The sequence below is a fragment of the Bacillus sp. FDAARGOS_235 genome (assembly GCF_002073415.2).
Classification (GTDB): Bacteria; Bacillota; Bacilli; order Bacillales; family Bacillaceae_G; genus Bacillus_A; species Bacillus_A toyonensis.
The window spans coordinates 3955083-3980304 of the sequence record NZ_CP020437.2; the positions used below are offsets into that span (position 1 = coordinate 3955083).

A 25222-nucleotide genomic window follows, 5' to 3' on the forward strand; every position below is an offset into this window, starting at 1 on the left:
TGTAGGAAATGACTGTACAAGAAATTTCACGAGTGATCGATGGCAAGCGCGTTATTGTGAAGAAACCTGAACTGTTAATCCCTGCGGGTAACTTAGAAAAATTAAAAGTAGCTATCCATTATGGGGCAGATGCTGTATATTTAGGTGGACAAGAATTTGGTCTTCGTTCTAATGCAGGTAACTTTACGCTAGAAGATATGGCAGAAGGCGTTGAATTTGCAAAGAAATATGGAGCGAAAATATACGTAACAACAAATATTTTCGCACATAATGAAAATATGGACGGGCTAGAGGAATATTTAAAAGGGATTGAAAAGGCTGGTGTAACGGGAATTATCGTTGCAGATCCGCTTATTATTGAGACGTGTAAACGTGTAGCGCCTTCTGTTGAGGTGCATTTAAGTACACAACAATCGCTATCCAACTGGAAAGCAGCACAGTATTGGAAAGAAGAAGGTTTACATCGTCTTGTATTAGCTCGTGAAGCAAGCTATGAAGAAATGAAAGAAATTAAAGACAAAGTGGACATTGAAATTGAAGCATTCGTCCATGGTGCAATGTGTATCGCATATTCAGGAAGATGTACATTAAGTAACCATATGACAGCGCGTGACTCTAACCGTGGTGGTTGTTGTCAATCTTGTCGCTGGGACTATGACTTAGTTCAAACGGTATCACAACATAAAGATGCAAAAGAGCTTCCTTTATTCCAAAAAGAAGATGCTCACTTTGCGATGAGTCCAAAAGATTTAAATTTAATCTTGTCAATTCCGAAAATGATTGAAATTGGAATTGATAGCTTAAAAGTTGAAGGACGTATGAAATCTATCCATTACGTAGCGACTGTAGCAACTGTATATCGCAAAGTAATTGATGCGTATTGTGCGGATCCGGATAACTTTGAGTTTAAACAACAATGGTTAGATGAGCTTGATAAATGTGCAAATCGTGATACAGCTCCTGCATTCTTTGAAGGGGTTCCAGGACATCAAGAGCAAATGTTTGGAAATCATAGTAAGAAAACAACGTATGATTTTGCTGGTTTAGTGTTAGATTATAATGAAGAAACGGGCATCGTAACGCTTGAGCAACGTAATCACTTCAAACCAGGACATGAAGTGGAGTTCTTTGGACCAGAAATAGAAAACTTTACGCAGACGGTGGAGAAAATTTGGGATGAGGATGGAAACGAATTAGATGCAGCGAGACATCCGTTGCAAATCGTAAAATTCAAAGTGGATCAACCAGTGTATGTGAATAATATGATGCGCAAAAACATACTTCAATAAGAAAGAGTGGTAGTCGAATGGGGACGAATAAGCCTGTTGTAATTGGAATCGCTGGTGGTTCAGGATCAGGAAAAACAAGTGTAACGAAAGCGATTTTTGACCATTTTAAAGGTCATTCCATTTTAATCTTGGAGCAAGATTATTATTACAAAGATCAAAGCCATTTACCGATGGAAGAGCGTTTAAAAACAAATTATGATCATCCGCTTGCGTTTGATAATGATCTGTTAATTGAACATTTGCAGCAGTTGCTTGCATATGAGCAAATTGATAAGCCTGTATATGACTATACATTGCATACGCGTTCAGAAGAAATTATTCCAGTTGAGCCGAAAGATGTAATCATTTTAGAAGGAATTCTTATTTTAGAAGACCCACGTCTTTGTGAGTTGATGGACATTAAGTTATTCGTTGATACAGATGCAGATCTTCGTATCCTGCGCCGCATGCAGCGTGATATTAAAGAGCGCGGTCGTACGATGGATTCAGTTATTGATCAATACGTAACTGTTGTGCGTCCAATGCACAATCAATTTATTGAGCCTTCTAAGAAATTTGCGGATATTATTATCCCTGAAGGTGGACAAAACCATGTTGCAATTGATATTATGGTGACAAAAATTGCAACAATTCTTGAACAAAAAGTAAATTTGTAATAGCATAGTAAAAGATATACGATAGGAAGGGATTTTTTCCCTTCCTATCGAATACAATGAAGCATGCAACCTCATCTATATATAGGTGAGGGCATATTTATATCAACTTTCCATACATATCTTCTTTAAAAGAAGAATTGGAAATACGGGGTTGTATGTGACAACTCCGCTAGTGCAAGGGTACTAGAAACCTCCGCTAACAATGGAAGCGGAGGAGTTTTCATATGGAACTCCTCTTTTTTCGGGGGATTGGTATATAAAAGGAGTGGAAAATATGTCAACAGAAAAAACATACCCTATGACGCAAGAGGGTAAGCAAAAATTAGAGAACGAAGTTGAGCAATTAAAAACAGTAAGACGTAAAGAAGTAGTAGAGCGTATTAAAATCGCGCGTAGCTTCGGCGATCTTTCTGAGAACTCTGAGTACGATGCAGCGAAAGATGAGCAAGCGTTCGTAGAAGGACGTATTACACAATTAGAAAACATGATTCGTAACGCAGTTATCATCGAAGATAATGGCGAAGAATCTACTGTCGTTACATTAGGTAAAACAGTAACATTTAAAGAATTACCAAATGGAGATGAAGAAGCTTACACAATCGTAGGTAGCGCGGAAGCTGACCCATTCGAAGGAAGAATTTCTAACGATTCTCCAATCGCAAAGAGCTTATTAGGTAAGCAAATTGGTGAGAAGGTAGCAATTCAAACACCAGGCGGAGAAATGCAAGTAGAGATTATCTCTGTTAAATAATAAAAATCACTCGTGTAAAAACGAGTGGTTTTTTTATTTGTATAAAAGGTTAAACACCTCGTCCAAACTATAATAGACGAGGTGTTTTTTTATGAAAATAAGACGGAGAATTACAGTTGTTTTAATTTGTTTTATATGTGTGATGTTTTTATTACTTTGTCGTTTACTCCAAATACAGATTATAGATACTGAATCTTTTACTGATCGAAATATTAATTTAATCGAAAGAAGCGTTACGCAACGAACACAATCACTTACAGTAGATAATGGAAGAGGACATTTTACAGATCGGAATGATAAAGAAATTGGTGAAGAGAAATACCCAGTTTTAATTATTTTTCCTTTTTTACAAATAAAAAATGACATGTTAAAGAAAATTGCGCATATCATTGGTGTGTCGAGACAAGAGATCAAAATACAAATGAAAGATAAAAAAAATGCATTTATACTCCAAAGAGGAAATGAGCCATTTCCTTTAGTACGAGAGCAGATGGAGAAGATTAATCAATTAAATGTATTGGGCATTGTAGCGGCTGAAGTTCGATTAAAACAAACTGGAGGGACAAATCATTTAGTGGGTGAAGTGGGGGAGAATGAACGAGAATTCCAAAAGCGATATGGAGAAGTAGAAAAAATTTCAAAACAAACGCCAATTGGTATTTCTGGATTACAGCAATCTTTTGATGAATTTTTATTAACTGATGGAGAGGCAAAAGTATTGTATCAAGTGGACCGGCAAGGAGAACCGATTTTTGGAAAACAGGCGAAATACACTTCGCCAGGAAATCCATTTTATCCAGTTACAATTCAAACTACTTTACATAAAGAGTTGCAGCAAAAAGCTGAAGAGACAATTGAAAAAAGTGAAATAAAGAAGGGGGGATTAGTATTACTTGATGTAAAAACAAATGAAATACTAGCGATGGTTAGCAAACCATCTTTACAGGTTAAAAACGAAAGATTATATAAAGCTACACTTGAAAATCAAATGTTAACACCGCATTTTCCTGGTTCTGTTTTTAAAACAGTAGTTGCAACGGCAGCGATTGATCAAAATATAAATGTATTGAATCGCACATTTAATTGTAATAAAGATTTATATGGTGAAAACGACCCACAAGTTTTGATGGGAACACTTAGTTTTAAAGGGAGCTTTGCTAGAAGCTGTAACAGGGCATTCTCACAGTTAGGTAACGAGCTAATACAAAAGGATAAGATGGTGTTAGAAACGTACGTAGCGGCTTTAGGAGCAGTTGGAAAGGTTGGTTGGAACGGTTCGGTATTTCATACATCGCGTTTCGAGCAAATGCCAGAGGAGAAGAGTGCTATTATCTGGGGGAGTGAGGAAAATAAGACTAGTAAAAAAGCGGTAGCGCAAACAGCAATTGGACAGAAAGATGTACGTATATCACCTCTAGCAATCGCTAATATGATGGCGACGATTGCTAGGAATGGAGAAAAAATGGAAGTGAAAGCTGTTAAAAAAATAGTGTATAAAAATGGAAGTGACTTTTTTACATTTGAAAACCATAAATTAAATGGAAAACAGCTTTCTTATGAAACAGTAAAAACATTACAAGAGTTATTAAGAGGCGTTGTAACAACAGAGAAAGGAACAGGAGCAGCATTCAGGTCGTTGCCACTAAGTGTCGCTGGAAAATCTGGGACAGCACAAACAGGAAAAGGGATGAAGGTCAATCGCTGGTTTGCAGGTTATTTTCCATATGAAAATCCAAGATATGCTTTAGTTGTCGTTGATATAGAAACGGACAGCAGTGTAAATAAAGTCACATCCATTTTCAAAGATATCGTAGAAGAAATCCATCGATTAGAGAATGAAAAGTAATCTTGCAATTCATAGTGAAATGTTTTCATTTCATGAAAATATTATTGTAAATGTTCAACCTTTCTAGATTTAATGTTACAATAGCAAGTATGAAAAACTGCATGGAGGTTTGAAGAATGGCAGGAGGATCTAGATTCCAACAGAAACAACAAAAACGTCGTCAAAACGGTGTTTTAAATATTGCAATCGCTATTGTATTAGTGGCAGTAGCTATTGTAGCATATCAATTGTTCGTTCCTGACACAAAAGAGCAAGCGTCTTCTAATGATAAAAAGGTAGCTCAGCAAACAACAAAAGAAAATAAAGCTGAGAAAGCTAAAGGTAAAGAAGAGACGAAGAAGGACGAACAAGAGAAGGCAGAGGCTAAGAAGAAGGAAGAAGAAGAGAAGCAAAAGGCTGAAGAAGAAAAGCAAAAAGCTGAAGAAGAAGCGAAAGCTAATGAGAAAGTGGTAGCTGAAAAAACACAGCCAAAGGCAACAGATGCTTATACGAAACCTTCTTGGAAGCCAGTAGGTACAGAGCAAGGTGCAACACCTGCGATGACGTTTAACAAAGGTACAGCAGATTGGAATGAGATGAATCAAGCGATTTCCGCTGCAATCGACGTTCCGGTAGAGCAATTAGTTATTCATAGAATCGGAAATAACGGTAAGAATAAAGCTTACGGCAACGTACAAGATAAGCAATCAGGTAAAAAATATTATGTAAATATTGATTGGGTAGAAAATGAGGGCTGGAAACCAGTGCTTGTTCAAACTCTAAACTAAAAAAGAGAAGCTCCTAGGAGCTTCTCTTTTTTAGTTAGCATAATTTCTTTAATTTAAAATGAACAACCGCGCTGTAATACGGTCTTTTGCTTTCGGGATCCATAACCATTTGATGCGAGATGTGATGAACTTCAAGCATAAGTGCTTTATTATTATCAATTTGTTCACTAATTTTTCTTTCTAAGGAAGCTAAGTCTCCCGCTTCAAAAAATTCTATTTTATCTTCTAACATTTCAAAGGTAAATGACATGAAGATGCCCCCTCTCCTATGTAATCAACTACAGTGTAACAAAGAAAAGAAGGAAATACCACGTGCATTTCAATTGACATTTTTAGAAAGAGGGAATATCATACTGATAAAACCGATAAGAAAAAGGGGAATTTTTATGGGCACAGAATTTAATGGTTTATTTGATGAGTGGGCTCATACGTACGACTCATTCGTACAAGGCGAAGATATACAATATAAAGAAGTTTTCGCCCATTATGAGGACATTTTAGAGGATGTAGTTAACAAGTCATTTGGTAACGTATTAGAATTTGGTGTTGGTACTGGCAATTTAACAAATAAATTATTACTTGCCGGTCGTACAGTTTACGGTATAGAACCGTCGCGTGAAATGCGCATGATTGCAAAAGAGAAATTGCCAAAGGAATTTTCTATTACAGAAGGTGATTTTCTTTCGTTTGAAGTTCCGAATTCAGTTGATACCATTGTAAGCACCTATGCATTTCATCATTTAACAGATGATGAAAAAAATGTAGCTGTTGCGAAGTATAGTCAATTGCTAAACAAAGGTGGTAAAATAGTGTTTGCTGATACGATATTTGCAGATCAAGATGCATATGATAAAACTGTTGAAACAGCAAAACAAAGAGGTTTTCACCAGTTAGCAAACGATTTGCAAACGGAATACTATACACGTATTCCGATCATGCAGACTATATTTGAAAACAATGGCTTCCATGTAACGTTTACGAGATTAAATCATTTCGTTTGGGTAATGGAGGCAACTAAGCAATAGAAAGAGGGATTAGATTGAGAATTGCTGTAATTGGAGCAATGGAAGAAGAAGTACGTATTTTACGTGACAAATTAGAACAAGCAAAAACAGAAACGGTTGCGGGTTGTGAATTTACGAAAGGACTATTAGCAGGACATGAAGTAATCTTGTTAAAGTCTGGTATTGGTAAAGTAAATGCAGCGATGTCAACGACAATTTTATTAGAAAAATATAAGCCTGAAAAAGTAATTAATACTGGTTCAGCTGGTGGATTCCATCATTCTCTAAATGTTGGAGATGTAGTTATTTCAACAGAAGTTCGTCACCATGACGTAGATGTAACAGCATTTAACTATGAATATGGTCAAGTACCAGGAATGCCACCTGGATTTAAAGCTGATGAGGCATTAGTTGCATTAGCTGAGAAATGTATGCAAGCTGAAGAGAATATTCAAGTTGTAAAAGGTATGATTGCAACAGGGGATTCATTTATGAGTGATCCGAACCGCGTTGCAGCAATTCGTGATAAATTTGAAAATCTTTATGCAGTAGAAATGGAAGCGGCAGCTGTTGCACAAGTGTGCCACCAATACGAAGTTCCATTTGTTATCATCCGCGCACTTTCTGATATTGCTGGTAAAGAATCAAATGTTTCATTTGATCAATTTTTAGATCAAGCAGCCCTTCATTCTACAAACTTTATCGTAAAAGTACTAGAAGAGTTAAAGTAATGTAACAAAAAGGCAACTGTCTCATATAAAGAAAATACATACAGTTGCCTTTTCTTTATTGGCAAATAAGGGGGAGAACACGATGAATGTATATCGTGGAGTTCATGAGTTAATTGGTCATACACCAATTGTAGAAATTACTCGGTTTTCACTTCCAGAAGGGGTCCGTTTATTTGCGAAGCTTGAATTTTATAACCCAGGCGGAAGCGTTAAGGATCGTTTAGGAAGAGAATTAATCGAAGACGCGCTAGAAAAAGGGCTTGTCACGCAGGGTGGAACAATTATTGAACCGACTGCTGGAAATACTGGTATTGGACTGGCACTTGCAGCGTTAGAACATGATTTACGCGTTATTGTTTGTGTACCAGAGAAATTTAGTATTGAGAAACAAGAATTAATGAAAGCGCTAGGCGCAACAGTCGTGCATACACCGACTGAGCAAGGAATGACCGGAGCAATTGCAAAAGCAAAAGAGTTAGTAAATGAAATACCGAATTCATACTCTCCAAGTCAGTTTGCGAATGAAGCAAACCCACGTGCTTATTTCAAAACATTAGGTCCTGAACTTTGGAATGCATTGAATGGAGAGATTAACATATTTGTTGCTGGAGCAGGAACCGGCGGTACATTCATGGGAACTGCATCTTATTTGAAAGAAAAAAATATAGATATTAAAACAGTTATTGTAGAACCAGAAGGATCTATTTTAAATGGTGGTAAAGCTGGTTCACATGAAACAGAAGGAATTGGTCTTGAATTTATTCCACCATTTTTGAAAACATCTTATTTTGATGAAATTCATACGATTTCTGATCGAAATGCATTTTTACGAGTAAAAGAATTAGCGCAAAAAGAAGGACTTTTAGTTGGGAGTTCTTCAGGAGCAGCATTTCATGCAAGTTTACTGGAGGCAGAGAAAGCAACACCAGGTACAAATATTGTAACGATTTTTCCTGATAGTAGTGAGCGCTATTTAAGTAAAGACATATACAAAGGATGGGAATAAAAAATGAGAGCAAAGACAAAGTTAATTCATGGTATTCGCATAGGAGAACCTTCAACTGGATCTGTAAACGTACCGATTTATCAAACAAGTACGTATAAACAAGAAGCAGTTGGTAAGCATCAAGGATATGAATATTCACGTACAGGCAACCCAACACGAGCAGCTTTAGAAGAAATGATTGCCGTATTAGAAAACGGTCATGCTGGATTTGCATTTGGTTCGGGAATGGCTGCTATTACAGCAACAATTATGTTGTTCTCAAAAGGTGATCACGTTATTTTAACAGATGATGTTTATGGGGGAACGTATCGTGTTATTACGAAAGTATTAAACCGCTTCGGTATTGAGCATACATTTGTAGATACAACAAACTTAGAGGAAGTTGTAGAAGCAATTCGTCCAAATACGAAAGCGATCTATGTGGAAACACCAACGAATCCACTACTAAAAATTACTGATATTAAGAAAATATCTACTCTTGCTAAAGAGAAAGATTTATTAACAATTATTGATAATACATTCATGACGCCATATTGGCAGTCGCCGATTTCTTTAGGAGCAGACATTGTACTTCATAGTGCAACGAAATATTTAGGAGGTCATAGTGACGTAGTTGCAGGTCTAGTAGTGGTAAATAGCCCACAACTAGCAGAAGACCTTCACTTTGTACAAAACTCAACGGGAGGTATTCTTGGACCACAAGATAGCTTCTTACTACTTCGCGGTTTAAAAACGTTAGGAATTCGTATGGAAGAACATGAAACGAATTCACGCGCAATTGCTGAATTCTTAAATAATCATCCAAAAGTAAATAAAGTATATTATCCAGGCCTTGAATCACATCAAAACCATGAATTAGCAACAGAACAAGCAAACGGATTTGGTGCTATCATCTCATTTGATGTAGATAGTGAGGAAACATTAAATAAAGTACTTGAGAAACTGCAATACTTTACACTTGCTGAAAGCCTAGGAGCAGTCGAAAGTTTAATTTCTATCCCATCTCAAATGACACATGCATCAATCCCAGCAGATCGTCGTAAAGAATTAGGAATTACAGATACATTAATTCGTATCTCTGTCGGAATTGAAGATGGTGAAGATTTAATTGAAGATTTAGCACAAGCGCTAGCATAATAAAAATGCACTGCTAATGTGGAGCAGTGCATTTTTATTATGTTTATTTGTGAAATATTTCACAAATTAGACATACACAAATGAAATGATTTCATGTATATTGAATTCATGAAATGTTATTCACGAATAAACTTGTGAAATATTTCACAAACAATGGGATTCATGTAGGACGGTAACTCTATTTTTTTTCGCTAATCGGGACTTATTATGACCTATAGGGACTTATAAAGACCGTGATAACAGAATAGGAGGAAATTTACATGGTAGTCAAAGAGAAAGTTGTAAATGAAATGCAAGAGGTAAAAGAGATGATTGATACGTTAGTAAATAACGGTCAAGAAGCTTTACAAGCATTAGAAAGTTTTACACAAGAACAGATTGACAACATTGTTCATGAAATGGCACTAGCAGGTGTTGATCAACATATGTCGCTTGCAAAATTGGCTGTTGAAGAAACAGGCCGTGGTGTCTATGAAGACAAATGCATAAAAAATATTTTTGCCACTGAATATATTTGGCATAGTATAAAGCAAGATAAAACGGTAGGAGTTATTCATGAAGATCCTCATGAAGAAATAATAGAAATTGCGGAACCAGTCGGTGTAGTAGCTGGAGTAACGCCAGTAACGAATCCAACGTCAACAACAATGTTTAAAGCATTAATCGCGATAAAAACGAGAAATCCAATTATTTTCGCATTTCATCCTTCTGCACAAAATTGTTCCGTTGCAGCGGCCAAAACAGTATATGATGCAGCGGTGAAGGCGGGTGCGCCAAAGCATTGTATTCAATGGATTGAAAGACCATCTGTCGAAGCGACGAAACAATTAATGAACCATGATGGTGTCGCACTCGTTCTAGCAACTGGAGGCGCTGGTATGGTGAAATCGGCTTATTCTACTGGTAAACCAGCACTAGGTGTAGGTCCTGGTAATGTACCGTGTTATATAGAGAAATCAGCACATGTAAAACGAGCTGCTAATGATTTAATTTTATCGAAAACATTTGATAACGGTATGATTTGTGCATCGGAACAGGCAATCATTATCGATAAAGAAATTTATGATGATGTTAAAACAGAAATGATTGCAAATAATTGTTACTTTGTAACAGAGGAAGAGAGAAAGAAATTAGAAAAGCTCGTTATAAATGAAAATACATGTGCAGTAAATAGTGATATTGTAGGGAAATCTGCACAGTATATTGCCGAATTAGTTGGGATGACTGTGCCTGAACATACAAAAATACTTGTAGCTGAAATTAAAGGAATTGGGGCAGTGTATCCACTATCTCGTGAGAAACTGAGCCCAGTATTAGCTTGTGTAAAAGCGAATTCATTAGAAGAAGGATTTACATATTGCGAAGAAATGTTGAATCTTGGAGGTTTAGGGCATTCAGCAGTCATTCATTCTACAAATAAAGAAGTACAAAAACAATTTGGTTTACGTATGAAAGCTTGCCGTCTTATTGTAAATGCACCTTCATCACAAGGCGGAATAGGTGACATATATAATGGGTTTATTCCATCGCTTACACTTGGTTGTGGTTCATACGGGAAAAACTCAGTTTCTCAAAACGTAACAGCGACTCATTTATTAAATATAAAAAGGCTGGCAAATAGAAAAAAGAATATGCAGTGGTTCAAGTTGCCACCAAAAATTTATTTTGAAAAACATGCTACGGCGTATTTAGCAAATATGCCTAACATTTCACGTGCATTTATTGTAACGGATCCAGGAATGGTTGAGCACGGCTATGTAGACACAGTTACGCACTATTTACGTAAGCATGCAAATGATGTGAAAGTTGAAGTGTTCTTTGAGGTCGAGCCAGATCCGTCAGATGAAACTGTTTTTAAAGGTGCGGAAATGATGAGAAGCTTTAAGCCTGATGTAATTATTGCACTTGGTGGCGGTTCAGCTATGGATGCGGCAAAAGGGATGTGGTTATTCTATGAGCATCCAGAAACATCATTCTATGGCATTAAACAGAAATTTTTAGATATAAGAAAACGTACATGTAAATATCCGGAATTAGGAAATAAAGCGCAGTTTGTTGCCATTCCAACAACATCAGGAACAGGGTCAGAAGTGACACCATTTGCGGTTATTACAGATAAGAAAAATAATATAAAGTATCCGCTTGCAGATTATGAATTAACACCAGATGTAGCGATTGTTGATCCGCAATTTGTAATGACAGTACCACCACATGTAACAGCAGATACTGGTATGGATGTTTTAACACATGCAATTGAGGCGTATGTGTCTGTTATGGCAAATGACTATACAGATGGATTAGCATTAAAAGCTATTGATCTCGTATTCAAATATTTACCGAGAGCATATAAAGATGGAAATGATGAAGAAGCAAGAGAAAAAATGCATAACGCTTCTGCAATTGCAGGGATGGCATTTGCAAATGCTTTCCTCGGTATTAATCACAGCTTAGCACATAAGATTGGACCAGAATTCCATATTCCGCACGGACGCGCAAATGCCATTCTAATGCCGCACGTAGTCCGCTATAATGCTATTAAGCCAAGAAAACACGCATTGTTCCCAAAATATGAGTACTTTGTGGCAGATGAAAGATATGCACATATAGCGAGAATGCTCGGGCTTCCAGCAAGTTCGGCAGCAGAAGGGGTGGAATCACTTGTCCAAGCAATTATTGAGCTTGGAAAAAGCTTGAATATTAATATGAGTATTATGGGGCAAGGAGTCGATAAAGAGAAATTTGAAGAGGTTGTTGGAGTATTAGCAGAACGGGCTTTTGAAGACCAATGTACAACAGCTAATCCGAAATTACCGCTCATTTCAGAGTTGAAAGAAATTTATATGGAAGCATATAAAGGTGTGGAATAGATAGGAAAGAGTCGCAATTAAGCGGCTCTTTTTCTTTTGGAAAACATCTCCCCGAATGGCTGCATTTACTTGTCTTTCAGTTTCATAGAATATGATACAGTGAAATGGAGGAGTGAGAATATGATGAAAGAATTACAAGGGAAAATAGAAGATTATACTCGGTTCGGACAGATCCTTCTCGCTGTAAGCACATTGTTAATGGTTGGCTTATTGATTCCGAATGGAGCAAAAGAAACGATACAATTTTTTGTTATGATGGGGAGCATCGTTATATTTTTAAGTTTATCGTTCTTTTTCTTTCAGCGTGTAAAAGTGATGCGTGACCAGTTGGAGGAAAATGAATGTGAGTAATAGTATTAAATAGAGCGCTACAAAAAGAAAGGATCTTTTTGTAGCGCTTTTTGTTTTTTTTTTTTTTGAAGAAAATGTATGCGTTTTTGTTGACAATGATAATCCTTATCAATTAAAGTAGAATAGTAGTTAATGATTATCATTATCAATTAGAGGTGGAAGAATGAAAAAGTCTATTACGCTATTTACAGCGATTTTATCTGTTTTTTTCTTATTAATAGGTTGCAATGCAAAGGGAAACGACAAAGCGTCTGCAACCAAAACAGAAAAAGGAAAAGAAAAAATCGAAATTACCGACCTATCGGGAAGAAAGGTAACATTCGATAAAACACCAGAGAGCTTTGCAACATTAAGTATGGGTGATATGGATATTATTCATGCTTTAGGCGGAAAGATTATAGGTCGTCCAGATACGAAATTAACTCTTCCGGAGGAGTTAAAGAAAGCGCAAGTAATTGGGAATGCACATCAGCCGAATTTTGAGCAAATTGCTAGCTTAAAGCCAGATGTACTTGTTGCTAACAATGGATTCCAAAAGAATGTTCCAACGGTTGAAGGTCAAGGGACGAAAGTAGTCATTTCTACTGCAAATTCTGTACAAGATATTCAAAAGAATATTGAAATATACGGAGCAGTAATGAAGAAAGAAGATAAAGCAAAAGAACTGAATCAAAAAATGAATGATAAAATGAAGAAATATGAGAAAAAGAGTGATGTGAAAGCATTGCTAGTGTATGGAGCACCAGGAACTTATTTAGCAGCATTACCAACATCTCTGTCAGGTGACATTTTAGAGAAAACGGGCGGAAAAAATATTGCAGCTGGTTTTCCAGAAATGAAAGAATATCCGCAATATGCACAGCTAAGTGTAGAACGTATTATTGAGGCGAATCCAGATGTAATTTATTTAATTACACACGGAGACCCGAATAGCGTGAAAAAAGCATTTGAAGGCGAAATGATGAAAAATGAAGCGTGGAAAAATTTAGATGCAGTAAAACAAAATCGTGTAGTTATTTTACCACCAGACTTATTTGGATCAAATCCTGGAACAAAAGTAACAGAAGCTATGGACTTTATGTATAAAAGTATACAAGATGTAAGGAAATGATAAGTATGGAGAGTAATGAAGTAGTAAGAGAAAAGGAACATCCTTTTGCGAAAAAAAGATGGGGAATAGCAGTTATTTTAGTTGTATTAACGATTCTAGGTCTTTTTTACGGTCTTTTCGCGGGAAGTTTATCCTTTTCTTTACGAGACATCCTAACAGGGATGCAAGATGAAGGTTCGATAGTTCATCGAATTGTATGGGATCTTCGTATACCAAGGGTGCTCGTTGGATTTATAGTAGGAACGTGTTTAGCGACATCAGGTGCATTATTGCAAGGGGTTATGAGAAACCCTCTTGCAGACCCTGGTATTATCGGGGTTTCATCTGGAGCGGGTCTTGTAGCAATTATAATTATGATTTTATTTCCTCAGCACATGGCTTTTTTACCGCTAGGGGCGTTTTTAGGAGCTTTCATCACAGCAATGGTCATCTATGCTTTATCATGGCAAAAAGGGGCACCACCTTCAAGAATTGTCTTAGTAGGTGTGTCGATTAATGCATTGATTGGTGCAGCAACGTCAGCATTAATGTTATTACATAGTGACAAAGTACAATCTGTTTTACCGTGGTTAGCTGGTGGCATTGGTGGTGTAAGCTGGGCACATTTAAATATGATTATTTATTATGCGATATTTGCTATTATATTAGCCTTCTTTGGTATTAAGCATATTCGAGTATTAATGCTTGGAGATGAAATGGCAAAGTTATTAGGACATAACGTGGAAAAAAGTCGTTTTTATTTAATCGTAGTAAGTACATTATTAGCTGGAATAGCAGTTAGTGTTTCTGGACTTATTGGGTTTGTCGGTCTTGTTGTACCGCATATGCTACGTTTATTAGTTGGAAATGATTATAAATATTTGCTGCCTCTATCATGTCTTGGCGGCGGGGTATTACTTGTTTTTGCGGATGCGATAGCTCGAAGCTGGTTCGATCCAATCGAATTGCCTGTTGGTATTTTATTATCCTTCTTAGGTGGTCCGTTCTTCTTATATTTAATTCATAGAGGAGGAAAACAACGTGATTTCCGTTGAAAAAGTGTTTTACGCACATTCTGAAAGATTTCAAATGCAAAATATGAATGTACATATTAAAGCTGGAGAAGTTGTTAGTTTAATTGGACCGAATGGATCGGGGAAATCTACTTTGCTTCGTTTAATGGCAAGGCTACTTAAACAAAGCGAAGGGGAAATCATTTTAGATGGGAAAAATATTCATACGATGAAGAGTGCCGATGTAGCAAAGCAATTAGCGATGTTACCACAAATGCATGATCATCAATTAGATTTAACAGTGAAAGAATTAATTGAATTTGGAAGAGGCCCCCATAAATCATGGAGTGTTCGCTTAAATAAAGAAGATGAAGAAATTGTTAATTGGGCATTGTCTGTTACAAATCTTGAAGGGTATGAATATCGTCTTTTACAATCTTTATCAGGAGGAGAAAGGCAGCGTGCTTGGATTGCAATGACGCTAGCACAACGCACGAATGTTTTATTATTAGATGAGCCAACAACTTTTTTAGATATCGTTCATCAGTTGGAAGTAATGGAACTTGTGAAACGATTAAATGAGGAGTTTGGTATGACAATTGTAATGGTTTTACATGACATTAACCAAGCTACTCAATATAGTGATCGTTTACTCGTATTAAAGCGAGGGGAGATTCAGTATGACGGTGTACCAGAAGAAGTATTATGTCATGAAATGTTTCAATATGTATTTGGTATAGAAGTGGATATTTTTCAAGGAAGTGACAAACCATTTTTTACACCGAAACGAATTTCTAAAAAAGGAGAAGAGCGATGCATACAGAAGAGCGTATTACCACTGAGTTAGTAAGAGAATTTGTTATGGCAGCTCACGGAAATTTAGAAAAAGTACAGGAACTGTTGGTTGAATCGCCCAGCTTACTTCATGCCTCTTACAATTGGGGCGGATCAGATTGGGAAAGTGCCTTAGGAGCATCGGCACATGTAGGTCGTAAAGATATTGCTCTTTATTTACTGGAAAAGGGTGCTCGCATGGATATTTTTGCTGCAGCTATGCTTGGAGAGTTAGAAGTTGTACAAGCTATTTTAGTAGCACAACCAGAAGCATTACGTGCATCTGGCCCACATGGTATTTCCCTTCTTCAACATGCGCGAATGGGTGGAGAAAAAGCACAGCGTGTGTTTGATTACTTAACAGTGCTCTCTTAATGACCGCAAAAGTTCTTATGTGCGGTAAACTTTTCAAATAATTGAAAAGTTTACCGCCCGTTAGAACGGGATAAGTATCTAGTATATTTGAAAATCCTACACCCCCCTCAATTGTAGTTTTCTTTGTGCTAGTTATGATATGGATGCAGTAGACAATATTTGTCTACTGCTTTTTTTATCGGGTAAAAGAATGAACATTCTGCATTTTTTGTTTCGTTCATTTATAATAGGTAGTAATACTTATTATACATGTAAAATATGGTCGTGAAATAAAGAACACATTAGTGGGAAGGAGTGCAGAAATGTTTCATACAGATCGTTTACAAGTTCGCAAATATACAATGGATGATTTACAGTTCTACGCTTCACTATGGGGAAACGAGAAGGTAATGCGCTATATTGGAAATGGGACGTTAAAAACATATATGCAATGCAAAAAAAGCTTGGAGGAGTGGGTAATTCCTAATTATAAAAATGGTCTCGGTTTATTTGTAATGATTGAAAGGGAAACGGGAATACGAATTGGTCATGCGGGACTAGTAAAGCAGAAGATAGATGGAAAAGAGGAAATTGAAATTGGTTATTGGTTACTTCCTCAGTATTGGGGAAAAGGGTATGCGAAAGAAGCAGCTGCGGCATTTCGAGACTACGGTTTCCAAGCATTACAAATGAATAAATTAATTTCTCTTATTAATCCGAACCATCCCGCCTCAATATTTGTTGCTAGAAAAACAGGGCTTAGTTATGAGAAAACAACTTCATTTCAGGGGATGGATGTTCTTGTTTATTCGATTAAGCGAGTTGGATGAAAAAAGGTAAATTGCATCTTTTGAAGAATGGTATATAAAAATAAAGGGGGGATTACATGTATATTTACCATAATGGGCTTATTATCCGTGAAGGAACGAATGGAGTACCAGCATATGCAATTAAAACTTTATTTGAAGATGCCGGTTGGAGTAATGATAATATCCCTTCTTGGCAAATTGAAAAATTTACGCTTGCATTTGAAAATTCAACATGGGCTTTCACAATTTGGGATGAAGAAGAAATGGTTGCGATGGTTAGAGTGATTTCTGATCAAATGATGGTTGCTAACATAGTAAATTTGGTTGTGAAGTGTGAGTATAGGGGGAAAGGATTGGGTAAGAAACTTGTAGCTCTTTGTTTACAAAAGCTTCCCCATGGTGATTGGTTTGCACATACATCTGCGAACAATTTTGATTTTTATAGAAGTTGTGGATTTGAAGTTAGAGAGTTATCCAGAAATGGTACATGTGCGTATTATGGATACCAAATCGCAAAAAGAGATGGTCATCGGTAAATGGGTGAAAAGTAAAGAAATACAGTTATAAGTATTTCTAATTATTTTTTGTAATAGAAAATGAATTAAGACTCATTTCATGATAAAATGAAAGAAAATTCAGTTTATTATTAGGGGGATAAAAATGAGTATAAAAGTTGGGGAAGTATTTAAATATGAAAGAAGATTTACTGAGGAAGAAGTTTTCGAATTTGCAAATATTACAGGTGATAAAGGGAGACATCATATGGAATATGATGAGAATGGCCGATTAATGGTTCATGGTTTATTGACTGCTAGCATTGGAACGAAAGTAGGCGAAGAGTTACATTACATAGCAAGAGAATTAGTAAGTGAGTTTATTAGACCAGTTTTTACAGGGGATACGATTACTTGTGAATTAACTTTAACAAATATAGAGCAAATGGAAGGGTATAAAAAAGTTTCAATCGAATCAGTTTATCGCAATCAACATGAAAAGACGGTGCTAGTTGGGACAAGTTACGGGATTATACGAGAATAAAAAAGAAGCCTGTTTGAAGCAGGCTTCTTTTTTATTGATTAGTAAACGCGTTTTCGATTCTCCGCATGACTAGAGATAAGTAATAGTGCGGATTCTTTTCCTACATTACGAACAATATGTGGAACGCATGCATTCCAAGAGAAAGAATCACCTTCTTCTACAATTGCAATATCTTCACCATGTTGAACTTCTAGCTTTCCGCGTAATACAAGATGACACTCTTCACCTTCATGGGCATTTGGTGAGTTTTCTTTCGGAAACCCGGCAGGAATTTCTACGAGATTCAGGCGAAGGCCACCTTGCTCCGCAACATGTTCAATTCTTTGCTCATCTTTGCCGTATACACTGTATTTTCGTTCTTCTTTTTTAACAATTTTCAATCGATCTTTTTGTTCTAACAATAAATAGGGAAGGGGAACGTTTAAAAAATTTGAGATCGTTTCTAACGTTGAGATAGATGGTGATGTTTTATTATTTTCAACCTGACTCATAAAGCCTTTAGAAAGACCTGTTCCTTCACAAATTTGTGCAATTGTTATGCCTCTACGTTGACGAATTTCACGTATTGCAGAACCAATATTCATAAAATCAAGCTCCTTTTTGTAAACAACTATTTGTATCATAGCAAAAAAAATATATTTTTTCCCAATGAAAATGAATTGACGAATAAAAAAAATTAGTGTATGTTTTGTAATGTGAATAAAAGTTTTGTATAAGAAAACTATAAAGGAGAGAAAGAAATGAATCAACATATTGGTAACTTAATTATTCGTATCGTGTTAGGGGTAACGTTCTTTATGCACGGTTTAACAAAATTCCAATCAGGAATTGACAATATTGCAGGATGGTTTACAAGCATTGGTTTACCAGGAGGACTGGCATACGGTGTAGCAACATTTGAATTAGTTGGAGGCCTATTATTAATTCTAGGTTTAGGTGTAAGATATATTGGATTATTATTTGCACTTGTTATGGTTGGGGCAATCGTAAAAGTGAAATGGTCAGCTGGTTTATTGGGAGATGGAAAAAATCCTGGTTTCGAATTAGAACTTGCATTATTAGCAATGGGTGCATACTTATTTGTTGCAAAAGCTGATGGTTTTGTAGATAATTTCTTAAAAGAAAAAATGTCAAAGAAGAACTAATTTAAATGGGGGGGCTAACAAGATGAGTTTTCAACTTCATCCCGATACAACACTTGATGTTGTTCATTTATACGTATCTAATGTAAAGAAATCACTAGAGTTTTATACGGAAGTACTAAGTATGAAGGTGCTAAAAGAAGAAGAAGCAGTCGTTACATTTGGGAATGAAAATGATGAACCACTTCTTATCATTGAAGAAAAGAAAGAAGCTTTTCCGAAGCAAAGAGCAAGAACAGGGTTATATCATTACGCAATTTTATTACCAAGTAGGCAGGATTTAGCGAATGTTCTTCGTCATCTTGTAGAGATGGTATATCCACTACATGGTGGAGCCGATCATTACTTTAGTGAAGCTCTTTATTTAGCTGATCCAGATGGAAACGGGATTGAAATTTATCATGATCGACAAAAAGAAGTTTGGCGTGATGAGAATGGAGAACTCCCATTTGTTAGTAACCCGTTAGCTGGTGAAGAATTATTACAGCAAGGAAGTACATGGAATGGATTTCCAGATGGTACTGTGATGGGGCATATTCATTTCCATGTAGCTGATTTAGAGGAATCGAAACGTTTCTATGTTGATGGTCTTGGTTTTGAAATAACGATCCCAGCTCGTAATGGAGCGTTGTTCGTATCAGCAGGTGGTTATCATCATCATATCGGTTTAAATACGTGGCAAGGTGAAGGGGTACCACCGCAAATGCCAGGTTCTGTTGGTTTGAAATATTTCACAATTGTACTAGCGGATGAAAAACAAAAAGAGCAAGTATGTGAAAGCTTAAAAAATATTGGCAAAATTGCTACGTACAAAGATGGAATATTACAAGTCGAGGATCCATTTGGACATTGTATCCATTTCAAAATAAAAAGAGAAGCCTAAAAAGGCTTCTCTTTTTTTATTTTCTTATAATTGCATTTTCGTTTTGTAAAAATAGTTCATCAAATTGTTTTGCAAGCTCAAAATCTAGTTTCGTTAAACCTTTTGCATTCCAAGATGACAAAGTAATAATAACTGCTTTATACTGGATAAGGATAAATGGATGGTGATTATGTTCTTCTGATAGTTTGGCGGCTTCAGAGACAAATTCGACTCCTTTTAAGTAGTCGGAAAACATATATTTTCGTTCAATCCATTTCTCATCTTTTACCATCCATTTATCTACCTTCAATAACTCCTCGCGAACTTCTTCTTCAGTTAATCTTAGCATCATTTCTCACACCCTTTACTGGAAGTAACGTAAGACCATTGTTAATAAGGCGTGTTACAGCTTCGTCAGTTGTGAAAGTAGAAAGTTGATGTAGTAATGCTGCAGATGTTTCATGCCCTTTGTTATGCTCTAAAAGTAATTCTAATATTTCAAGGCGAAGCAGCCATTCTTTCGCATAAAATGTATTTAATACTTCTTGAATTGCTACTAATTGATCGATATGCGCGTCGTGTAAAATCCCCTCACTTCGAATATCTCGAACTGTTTGATACATACGTTCAAGTTCATTCAGTACAAGTGGAGCAGGAATTTCTTGAACTTCTTCATCCATTGGGAAAAATGCTGCTGCATCTGCGGCACCTGGGAATACTGAAGTGATTTGTGAGCCAACAGCCATATCAAATGCGCCCCATGAAGCATCAAATAGTAAACGATCTTTATAAGTAACTGTACAATCTATAAACGAGATAAGGGCAATTTTATTATCATTCTTTACAATATCAGTTACTGTTCCTTTTACATGAATGTCACTTGCAAAAGTAAAATCTGCGCTGTTTCCAATTGTAATGCCTAATGAATGTAACTTTTCTTCTGTACAATCTTCTAGTGCGATATTACCATTTAGTAATCCGATCGGTGTCCCGAATCCATCACTGTGTACAGAGGTAGAATGATTTGCCAACTGCTTATTATGAATTGCTAATGCAGTTGGAGAGCTTGTTCGCATGTAAATGACTTCGCCGGCATCATTTTTAATTGTTTCTGTAAATGTGCCCGTAATTTGTAATCCGCTACTTAACTCAGTTGTGGCATGATTTTCGGAGTGAATTGCTTTTTCTAATCCTTCTGTGCCACCTGTTTTGAATGCCATCGTTTCAGAGAACGTCTCAAGCGCCTCAGTTAACTCTTCAAATGATTGACAAACAAATAGCTGTGGTTGCATTTTTGTCACATCATAAGTTGTCCCTGTGCAAGCTTCAATTGAGAAAGGAACTTTTTCTACAGCATCTGTTAAGCAATGTTTGCTTTCGCCGACAGAGGAAAGAAGACCAGCACCGTAAATTTTTGGATCGTCAATATTTCCAATTAATCCGTACTCCACTGTCCACCAGAAAAGACGTGAAATTTGTTCAGCTTCTGATAAACCAGAAACTAAGTTTTGTTTTTCAATTACAGCATTTTCAGCAGCCTTAACTTCATCAGGAGTAGAAGTAGGGCTTTCTTTGACAATCGTTAATGTACGAACAGCTTCAAATGCATCATGTTCTTCTTTTGTAGAGAAAGCTTTTGCACCAATTTGTCCAAAACGTTTCACATATTTTGCATATGTAGGATCAAGTAAAATCGGTGCGTGTCCTGCCGCTTCGTGTACAATATCTGGAGCTGGTGTGTACTCGATATTTTCTACTTTACGAATATCTGTTGCAATTGGTAGTAATCCGTTCCCCTGAAAATCGAAAAATGCGACGCCAGGAATAAGGCCATCAATTGTTACAGCTCCCCAGCCGCTTGGTGCTAAGCATTCATTCATTTCTTCTACCTTTGGAATTGCATCTATATTAATACCAGATGATTGTAGTCCATTCACATAGGCTGGATGGGCAACGTCTTTTAAGAAGCTATGATTTTGTCTCATAATGTAACGCCACACAGCGTGATTCACCGGTGTGTATTGATCATAATGTTGTGTGGATACGAATGGTTTTAAATGCGATGGGATTTCTATTTTCTTTGTCATTTAGACATCCTCCTTGTTTTCTATAAAATTGAATATGAGTTTCGTATAGCTTATATCACCCCCTTTCAAATTGTAAGCGCTTATAAAATTTTATCATAAGATTCGGAATTATTTAACATTTGTTTCTTTGAGAAATAGAAAAAGCCCCTATCGGAACATCCGATAGGGGCGAAAGAATCGCGGTACCACCCTATTTGTAAGTGAAAATACACTTACATCTCAATTCATGATAACGGAAAAACTCCGTCTTTTCCTTCATGCATAAAAGCACTACGAAAAAGAAGCTCCAGAATTGTAATTCGTACTTATATATGTGCTAATTTCCACCGACCACTAGCTCTCTGTAACAGGGATATAATATACTACTGCGATTCTTTCAATGCGTATATATGAAGTTGTATAAAAGGGAAGGACGCAAAAAAGCCCCTATCGGAAAATCCGATAGGGACGATAAAAATCGCGGTACCACCCTAATTGTAAACATAAAAATTGTTTACCACTCACTTTAAGATAACGGAAAGATCCGTCTTCCTCTTCATGCACTATGTGCACTACGGGAAAGAAGCTCCAGAATTGTAATTCACGCTTGTATATGTACTGATTTACACCAACCATCAGTTCTCTGAGACAGGGATATAAGTCGCTACTAGTATTCCTTCAAAGCCGATATATAATTCGTTCAACTAAACTATGTTTCGTATTATAAAACTATTTTTAAAAGATTGTCAACAATAATTTAATTATTTCACTTCTAAATCAACATTCAAATTAGATGTATTTCCAGCGGCATCAGTTGCTACAATGTGAATTGTATTCTTTCCTTGCTGTAATTGACTACGATCGAAATAAATTTCGTAGTTTTTCTCCCAATGGTTCAGGAATGCATTTTCCCATGTACCATTCCCGTTAATTTCATACTGTATCGTGACAGGATGCCCTGGAGCAACCCATCCGGATTCTGTCATCCAATCTAACAGTATATCAGTTACTTTCCCTCTAATTATGAGATTTTCTTGATCAACTTCGTGTGTTAATTTAGGTGCAGTGCGGTCGACAAACACAGCCCCTGTTTGTTTCGTTTCTCCACCAGAATTAGAAGCAACAGCTTCAATTTGGTATAAGCCGTCAGGCAGAGGGGATCCACCAACTTTTGTACCATTCCATTTGAAAGATTTATAACCTGGTGTTTCATTTTTACCTTGATAAACGATACCTTGATAGGTTACTCGGTCTTTCGTAATTAAATTAGCGTGAAACGTTACATCCTCAACGGGTGTAACTAAATAGTAATTGATAAGGTTGTCATCTAGTATTTGGTCATTATTTGGACTGAAAGTAGAATTAACAATTTCAAGGCCATCAATACGTTTGTATTCTTTTGGATCAATGCTAAATGTAAATGGAATACGTATTTCTTCTGTCTTACCTTGTTCTTTTACATATACATTCCCTGTATATACACCTTGTGGCAAAGAACTATCCACAGTAATGGTAAAAGGTTTTTCTATGTTACTATTCGGTTTTACGCTCACAGAAGAAGCGAAAGAAGTTTGAACTTTCGTTTTTGTATCTAATAGTTCAATGCGAGTTGAAAAGTTTTTCTTTTTGCTAGAAAGATTTTGTAGTGTAATATTTTGTGTTAATTTTACTTTTCCGCTATTTGGTTTAATTAGACCGAAACTTACATTGTTTGGTGTAACTAATGCGTCCGCTTTTACTGCTTTTGGAATATTAATTAAGCCCGATCCTTGTGTCATAACAGGATATGTGTTTTCATTTACGTCTTTTAATGTTTCGGCTGTATTGGCAAGAGATGATTTTAATTGTTCTGTCGTCCAATCAGGATGCATTTGACGTAATAGAGCAACGGCTCCAGCTACTTGCGGCGCAGCCATACTTGTCCCATTGTGAGATTCATAGCCACCTCTTGGTACTGTACTTGTAATTTGTACGCCAGGTGCAACAACATCAGGCTTTATAAGCCAACTTCCTTGTGATGGTCCCCTTGAACTAAAATTACCAATAAGTTCTGTTTGTTTTGGTTGTCCAATTTTTATATTTTTCTTTCGTTTTGTAATTAAACTTTTCAACTCTTCGCCATTCGTATTGGATAGCTGCATAACAGGAAGAGCTACTTCTTCACGACCAAAATATTCTGGCATAATATTAATTTCTTTTTCGTTAGAAATTAGTAGCACGCCGAGAGCGCCAGCTTGTTTTGCTTGTTCAGCTTTTACAAACGTGCTCGAAGTCCCTTGTAAGACAAGCGCGAACTTACCTTTTACATCTTGTTTAGCGTAATCACTTGGATTACCGTATCCAACATATACAAGCTGGGCATCGTTTCCTACTTGGAAATCCGATTTTGATAACGGTAATCCTTGGTAAGATTTATTGGAACCAGCTACTTGGAATGTTGGAAATGGAATAGAAACTGTAGATGCTCCAACAGAGATGACACTACTTGCATTCCCAGGTGCATCTACAGACCAAGGTTTGGGTCCATCATTTCCATTTGATACGACCGCAGTAACACCAAGTTTCGCCGCCCGTTCTAGCGTCATTGTTACAGGTTGATCGGGTACATTTAAATCTTGACCAAGAGATAGATTTAAAACATCGGCACCATCTTGAATAGCATGCTCAATACCTTGAATAATATCTTCGGTTGTACCAGTACCCCCATCATTCATGACACGGTAAGCAAGTATAGAGGCATTTGGAGCAATCCCTTTTATTTTTCCATTACCAGCGATAATTCCAGCAACATGAGTACCGTGTACGTTTCCGTCCATCGGATCATTATCTTCATCGACTGTATCATAGCCGCCGATATAATTTGCTTTTAAATCAGGGTGTGTATAGTCTACACCTGAATCGATAATAGCGACTTTCATTCCTTTTCCATCAAGTGGTTTGCCAGTCGGATCTTTTAAATTCCAAGCTTCAGGCGCACCAACTGTCGGCCCTCCAATATTTGGTGTTTCTTGATTAGCCGGACTTTTTGACGTTTCATGTAATTTGTATGTTAAGTTTGGATAAATTGTTTTTACTTCAGGTAAAGAAGCTAGAGCGGTAAGTTGATCCCCTGGAATAGAGATAGAAAACCCAGAAAATAACGTACTATACGTTTCTTTTATCGTTGCTTTCGGTGCTTTTTCTTTTATTTTCTTAGTAGTATCTTCTTGTGCTTTTTTTAGTTGCGCATGATAAGACTGGGCATTATTATTTTGTAAATCTGGAGCATGTTGAATGTTACTTTGTGAAGCGAGTGGAGCATGTTGCAATTCTACAATGACAGATATTTCTTTTGATGTTTTTGTTTCAACATTTTGCGCAATTTTATTTTCTCCCCATTGTGTAATGTTTGCTTTTAACTGTGGACTAAATTGCTTCTCTTTTTGCAGTGATTCAGCATGGGCGCTTAAAGCTCCAAAACTGGAAAAGACGAGCGCCATACTCAGTAGTGTAGATGTAGTTTTTTTCATAGAAACTCCCCCCGATAAAAAAGTGTCAATATTCCGAAAGTTAATCTTACAAATTTATCTCGAATTACATAATCGGATGTTAGATAAACTATATTTTCGG

The 25222-nt window shown here is 36.6% G+C and carries 25 protein-coding genes and 2 other annotated features; of the genes, 20 read left to right on the forward strand and 5 right to left on the reverse strand.

What is annotated here, in order from left to right:
• Positions 1 to 8: 8 nt before the first annotated feature.
• The 5 genes from A6J74_RS22570 to A6J74_RS22590 all read left to right on the forward strand — a co-directional run bounded on the left by A6J74_RS22570 (position 9) and on the right by A6J74_RS22590 (position 5309).
• Positions 9 to 1289: a peptidase U32 family protein gene (locus A6J74_RS22570; protein ID WP_000217963.1), complete on the forward strand. Its 1281-nt coding sequence runs from the start codon at positions 9 to 11 to the stop codon at positions 1287 to 1289.
• A gap of 17 nt (positions 1290 to 1306) precedes the next feature.
• The gene (udk, locus tag A6J74_RS22575; protein ID WP_000537080.1) at positions 1307 to 1945 is read left to right on the forward strand and encodes a uridine kinase; all 639 of its coding nucleotides are present in this window, start codon (positions 1307 to 1309) and stop codon (positions 1943 to 1945) included.
• Between the two features lie 274 nt (positions 1946 to 2219).
• Positions 2220 to 2696, forward strand: a complete 477-nt coding sequence (greA, locus tag A6J74_RS22580) for a transcription elongation factor GreA (protein WP_000102593.1) — start codon at positions 2220 to 2222, stop codon at positions 2694 to 2696.
• A gap of 91 nt (positions 2697 to 2787) precedes the next feature.
• Positions 2788 to 4542 (forward strand): peptidoglycan D,D-transpeptidase FtsI family protein, encoded by a 1755-nt coding sequence (locus A6J74_RS22585; RefSeq protein WP_000702462.1) that lies wholly within the window; start codon positions 2788 to 2790, stop codon positions 4540 to 4542.
• A gap of 116 nt (positions 4543 to 4658) precedes the next feature.
• The gene (locus tag A6J74_RS22590; protein WP_000897106.1) at positions 4659 to 5309 is read left to right on the forward strand and encodes a YrrS family protein; all 651 of its coding nucleotides are present in this window, start codon (positions 4659 to 4661) and stop codon (positions 5307 to 5309) included.
• Positions 5310 to 5343: 34 nt separating this feature from the next.
• Here A6J74_RS22590 and A6J74_RS22595 read toward each other — a convergent pair whose 3' ends face one another.
• A complete protein-coding gene (locus tag A6J74_RS22595) occupies positions 5344 to 5559 on the reverse strand; it encodes a YrzA family protein (RefSeq protein WP_000010978.1) in 216 nt (71 codons plus the stop codon).
• Between the two features lie 136 nt (positions 5560 to 5695).
• Here A6J74_RS22595 and A6J74_RS22600 point away from each other — a divergent pair, with 136 nt between their 5' ends.
• From A6J74_RS22600 to A6J74_RS22665, 13 genes are all read left to right on the forward strand, one after another.
• Entirely contained in the window at positions 5696 to 6334 is a 639-nt protein-coding gene (locus A6J74_RS22600; protein WP_000536326.1) for a class I SAM-dependent DNA methyltransferase, read from the forward strand.
• A gap of 14 nt (positions 6335 to 6348) precedes the next feature.
• Positions 6349 to 7044, forward strand: coding sequence for a 5'-methylthioadenosine/S-adenosylhomocysteine nucleosidase (gene mtnN, locus A6J74_RS22605; protein WP_001217044.1), 696 nt, complete (start codon positions 6349 to 6351; stop codon positions 7042 to 7044).
• A gap of 82 nt (positions 7045 to 7126) precedes the next feature.
• Positions 7127 to 8050 (forward strand): O-acetylserine dependent cystathionine beta-synthase, encoded by a 924-nt coding sequence (locus tag A6J74_RS22610; protein WP_001103866.1) that lies wholly within the window; start codon positions 7127 to 7129, stop codon positions 8048 to 8050.
• Positions 8051 to 8053: 3 nt separating this feature from the next.
• The gene (locus tag A6J74_RS22615; protein WP_001201921.1) at positions 8054 to 9187 is read left to right on the forward strand and encodes a bifunctional cystathionine gamma-lyase/homocysteine desulfhydrase; all 1134 of its coding nucleotides are present in this window, start codon (positions 8054 to 8056) and stop codon (positions 9185 to 9187) included.
• A gap of 260 nt (positions 9188 to 9447) precedes the next feature.
• Positions 9448 to 12054, forward strand: a complete 2607-nt coding sequence (adhE, locus tag A6J74_RS22620; RefSeq protein ID WP_080609595.1) for a bifunctional acetaldehyde-CoA/alcohol dehydrogenase — start codon at positions 9448 to 9450, stop codon at positions 12052 to 12054.
• 123 nt (positions 12055 to 12177) lie between these two features.
• On the forward strand, positions 12178 to 12405 hold the full coding sequence (locus A6J74_RS22625; RefSeq protein WP_033657341.1) for a YrhC family protein: 228 nt from the start codon (positions 12178 to 12180) through the stop codon (positions 12403 to 12405).
• A gap of 163 nt (positions 12406 to 12568) precedes the next feature.
• Positions 12569 to 13516 (forward strand): ABC transporter substrate-binding protein, encoded by a 948-nt coding sequence (locus A6J74_RS22635; protein WP_000748485.1) that lies wholly within the window; start codon positions 12569 to 12571, stop codon positions 13514 to 13516.
• Between the two features lie 5 nt (positions 13517 to 13521).
• Positions 13522 to 14550 carry a FecCD family ABC transporter permease gene (locus A6J74_RS22640; protein WP_000445395.1) on the forward strand — a complete coding sequence of 343 codons (1029 nt, stop codon included), beginning with the start codon at positions 13522 to 13524 and terminating at the stop codon, positions 14548 to 14550.
• Positions 14537 to 15355, forward strand: a complete 819-nt coding sequence (locus A6J74_RS22645) for an ABC transporter ATP-binding protein (RefSeq protein WP_000626361.1) — start codon at positions 14537 to 14539, stop codon at positions 15353 to 15355. Before A6J74_RS22640 ends, A6J74_RS22645 begins: the two co-directional genes overlap by 14 nt.
• Positions 15322 to 15717, forward strand: coding sequence for an ankyrin repeat domain-containing protein (locus A6J74_RS22650; RefSeq protein ID WP_000556701.1), 396 nt, complete (start codon positions 15322 to 15324; stop codon positions 15715 to 15717). Before A6J74_RS22645 ends, A6J74_RS22650 begins: the two co-directional genes overlap by 34 nt.
• Before the next feature lie 302 nt (positions 15718 to 16019).
• Entirely contained in the window at positions 16020 to 16526 is a 507-nt protein-coding gene (locus A6J74_RS22655) for a GNAT family N-acetyltransferase (RefSeq protein WP_000469138.1), read from the forward strand.
• A gap of 56 nt (positions 16527 to 16582) precedes the next feature.
• Positions 16583 to 17041 carry a GNAT family N-acetyltransferase gene (locus tag A6J74_RS22660; RefSeq protein WP_000276121.1) on the forward strand — a complete coding sequence of 153 codons (459 nt, stop codon included), beginning with the start codon at positions 16583 to 16585 and terminating at the stop codon, positions 17039 to 17041.
• Between the two features lie 124 nt (positions 17042 to 17165).
• Positions 17166 to 17543: a hotdog family protein gene (locus A6J74_RS22665; RefSeq protein WP_000025016.1), complete on the forward strand. Its 378-nt coding sequence runs from the start codon at positions 17166 to 17168 to the stop codon at positions 17541 to 17543.
• Between the two features lie 38 nt (positions 17544 to 17581).
• On the opposite strand, the gene A6J74_RS22670 is transcribed toward A6J74_RS22665, so the two are convergent.
• Positions 17582 to 18127, reverse strand: a complete 546-nt coding sequence (locus A6J74_RS22670; RefSeq protein WP_001020691.1) for a helix-turn-helix domain-containing protein — start codon at positions 18125 to 18127, stop codon at positions 17582 to 17584.
• Between the two features lie 156 nt (positions 18128 to 18283).
• On the opposite strand from A6J74_RS22670, the gene A6J74_RS22675 reads away from it, so the two are divergent.
• Together A6J74_RS22675 and A6J74_RS22680 are read left to right on the forward strand one after the other, a co-directional pair.
• Positions 18284 to 18688 (forward strand): DoxX family protein, encoded by a 405-nt coding sequence (locus tag A6J74_RS22675; protein ID WP_001071553.1) that lies wholly within the window; start codon positions 18284 to 18286, stop codon positions 18686 to 18688.
• 22 nt (positions 18689 to 18710) lie between these two features.
• Positions 18711 to 19568, forward strand: coding sequence for a VOC family protein (locus A6J74_RS22680; RefSeq protein ID WP_000009835.1), 858 nt, complete (start codon positions 18711 to 18713; stop codon positions 19566 to 19568).
• Positions 19569 to 19584: 16 nt separating this feature from the next.
• On the opposite strand, the gene A6J74_RS22685 is transcribed toward A6J74_RS22680, so the two are convergent.
• From A6J74_RS22685 to A6J74_RS22700, 3 genes are all read right to left on the reverse strand, one after another.
• Complete coding sequence (locus tag A6J74_RS22685) at positions 19585 to 19899, reverse strand: 4a-hydroxytetrahydrobiopterin dehydratase (protein ID WP_000979552.1); 315 nt, start codon at positions 19897 to 19899, stop codon at positions 19585 to 19587.
• Positions 19880 to 21634, reverse strand: coding sequence for an aromatic amino acid hydroxylase (locus A6J74_RS22690; protein WP_000162268.1), 1755 nt, complete (start codon positions 21632 to 21634; stop codon positions 19880 to 19882). The genes A6J74_RS22685 and A6J74_RS22690 overlap by 20 nt, the downstream gene beginning before the upstream one ends.
• A 161-nt stretch (positions 21635 to 21795) precedes the next feature.
• Positions 21796 to 22023, reverse strand: a binding site (T-box leader).
• 51 nt (positions 22024 to 22074) lie between these two features.
• Positions 22075 to 22304 (reverse strand) — a binding site (T-box leader).
• A gap of 70 nt (positions 22305 to 22374) precedes the next feature.
• Positions 22375 to 25122 (reverse strand): S8 family serine peptidase, encoded by a 2748-nt coding sequence (locus A6J74_RS22700; RefSeq protein WP_080609597.1) that lies wholly within the window; start codon positions 25120 to 25122, stop codon positions 22375 to 22377.
• Positions 25123 to 25222 lie beyond the last annotated feature (100 nt).

What these genes read in the sequence shown, in the direction of transcription:
- A6J74_RS22635 (WP_000748485.1), top strand. Translation starts at nt 12,569, where the DNA reads ATGAAAAAGTCTATTACGCTATTTACAGCGATTTTATCTGTTTTTTTC.
- A6J74_RS22700 (WP_080609597.1), bottom strand. Translation starts at nt 25,122, where the DNA reads ATGAAAAAAACTACATCTACACTACTGAGTATGGCGCTCGTCTTTTCC.
- A6J74_RS22685 (WP_000979552.1), bottom strand. Translation starts at nt 19,899, where the DNA reads ATGATGCTAAGATTAACTGAAGAAGAAGTTCGCGAGGAGTTATTGAAG.
- A6J74_RS22690 (WP_000162268.1), bottom strand. Translation starts at nt 21,634, where the DNA reads ATGACAAAGAAAATAGAAATCCCATCGCATTTAAAACCATTCGTATCC.
- A6J74_RS22615 (WP_001201921.1), top strand. Translation starts at nt 8,054, where the DNA reads ATGAGAGCAAAGACAAAGTTAATTCATGGTATTCGCATAGGAGAACCT.
- greA (WP_000102593.1), top strand. Translation starts at nt 2,220, where the DNA reads ATGTCAACAGAAAAAACATACCCTATGACGCAAGAGGGTAAGCAAAAA.
- A6J74_RS22570 (WP_000217963.1), top strand. Translation starts at nt 9, where the DNA reads ATGACTGTACAAGAAATTTCACGAGTGATCGATGGCAAGCGCGTTATT.
- A6J74_RS22625 (WP_033657341.1), top strand. Translation starts at nt 12,178, where the DNA reads ATGAAAGAATTACAAGGGAAAATAGAAGATTATACTCGGTTCGGACAG.
- A6J74_RS22640 (WP_000445395.1), top strand. Translation starts at nt 13,522, where the DNA reads ATGGAGAGTAATGAAGTAGTAAGAGAAAAGGAACATCCTTTTGCGAAA.
- A6J74_RS22670 (WP_001020691.1), bottom strand. Translation starts at nt 18,127, where the DNA reads ATGAATATTGGTTCTGCAATACGTGAAATTCGTCAACGTAGAGGCATA.
- A6J74_RS22655 (WP_000469138.1), top strand. Translation starts at nt 16,020, where the DNA reads ATGTTTCATACAGATCGTTTACAAGTTCGCAAATATACAATGGATGAT.
- A6J74_RS22595 (WP_000010978.1), bottom strand. Translation starts at nt 5,559, where the DNA reads ATGTCATTTACCTTTGAAATGTTAGAAGATAAAATAGAATTTTTTGAA.
- A6J74_RS22665 (WP_000025016.1), top strand. Translation starts at nt 17,166, where the DNA reads ATGAGTATAAAAGTTGGGGAAGTATTTAAATATGAAAGAAGATTTACT.
- A6J74_RS22585 (WP_000702462.1), top strand. Translation starts at nt 2,788, where the DNA reads ATGAAAATAAGACGGAGAATTACAGTTGTTTTAATTTGTTTTATATGT.
- A6J74_RS22675 (WP_001071553.1), top strand. Translation starts at nt 18,284, where the DNA reads ATGAATCAACATATTGGTAACTTAATTATTCGTATCGTGTTAGGGGTA.
- A6J74_RS22600 (WP_000536326.1), top strand. Translation starts at nt 5,696, where the DNA reads ATGGGCACAGAATTTAATGGTTTATTTGATGAGTGGGCTCATACGTAC.
- A6J74_RS22680 (WP_000009835.1), top strand. Translation starts at nt 18,711, where the DNA reads ATGAGTTTTCAACTTCATCCCGATACAACACTTGATGTTGTTCATTTA.
- A6J74_RS22590 (WP_000897106.1), top strand. Translation starts at nt 4,659, where the DNA reads ATGGCAGGAGGATCTAGATTCCAACAGAAACAACAAAAACGTCGTCAA.
- A6J74_RS22660 (WP_000276121.1), top strand. Translation starts at nt 16,583, where the DNA reads ATGTATATTTACCATAATGGGCTTATTATCCGTGAAGGAACGAATGGA.
- A6J74_RS22650 (WP_000556701.1), top strand. Translation starts at nt 15,322, where the DNA reads ATGCATACAGAAGAGCGTATTACCACTGAGTTAGTAAGAGAATTTGTT.
- adhE (WP_080609595.1), top strand. Translation starts at nt 9,448, where the DNA reads ATGGTAGTCAAAGAGAAAGTTGTAAATGAAATGCAAGAGGTAAAAGAG.
- udk (WP_000537080.1), top strand. Translation starts at nt 1,307, where the DNA reads ATGGGGACGAATAAGCCTGTTGTAATTGGAATCGCTGGTGGTTCAGGA.
- A6J74_RS22610 (WP_001103866.1), top strand. Translation starts at nt 7,127, where the DNA reads ATGAATGTATATCGTGGAGTTCATGAGTTAATTGGTCATACACCAATT.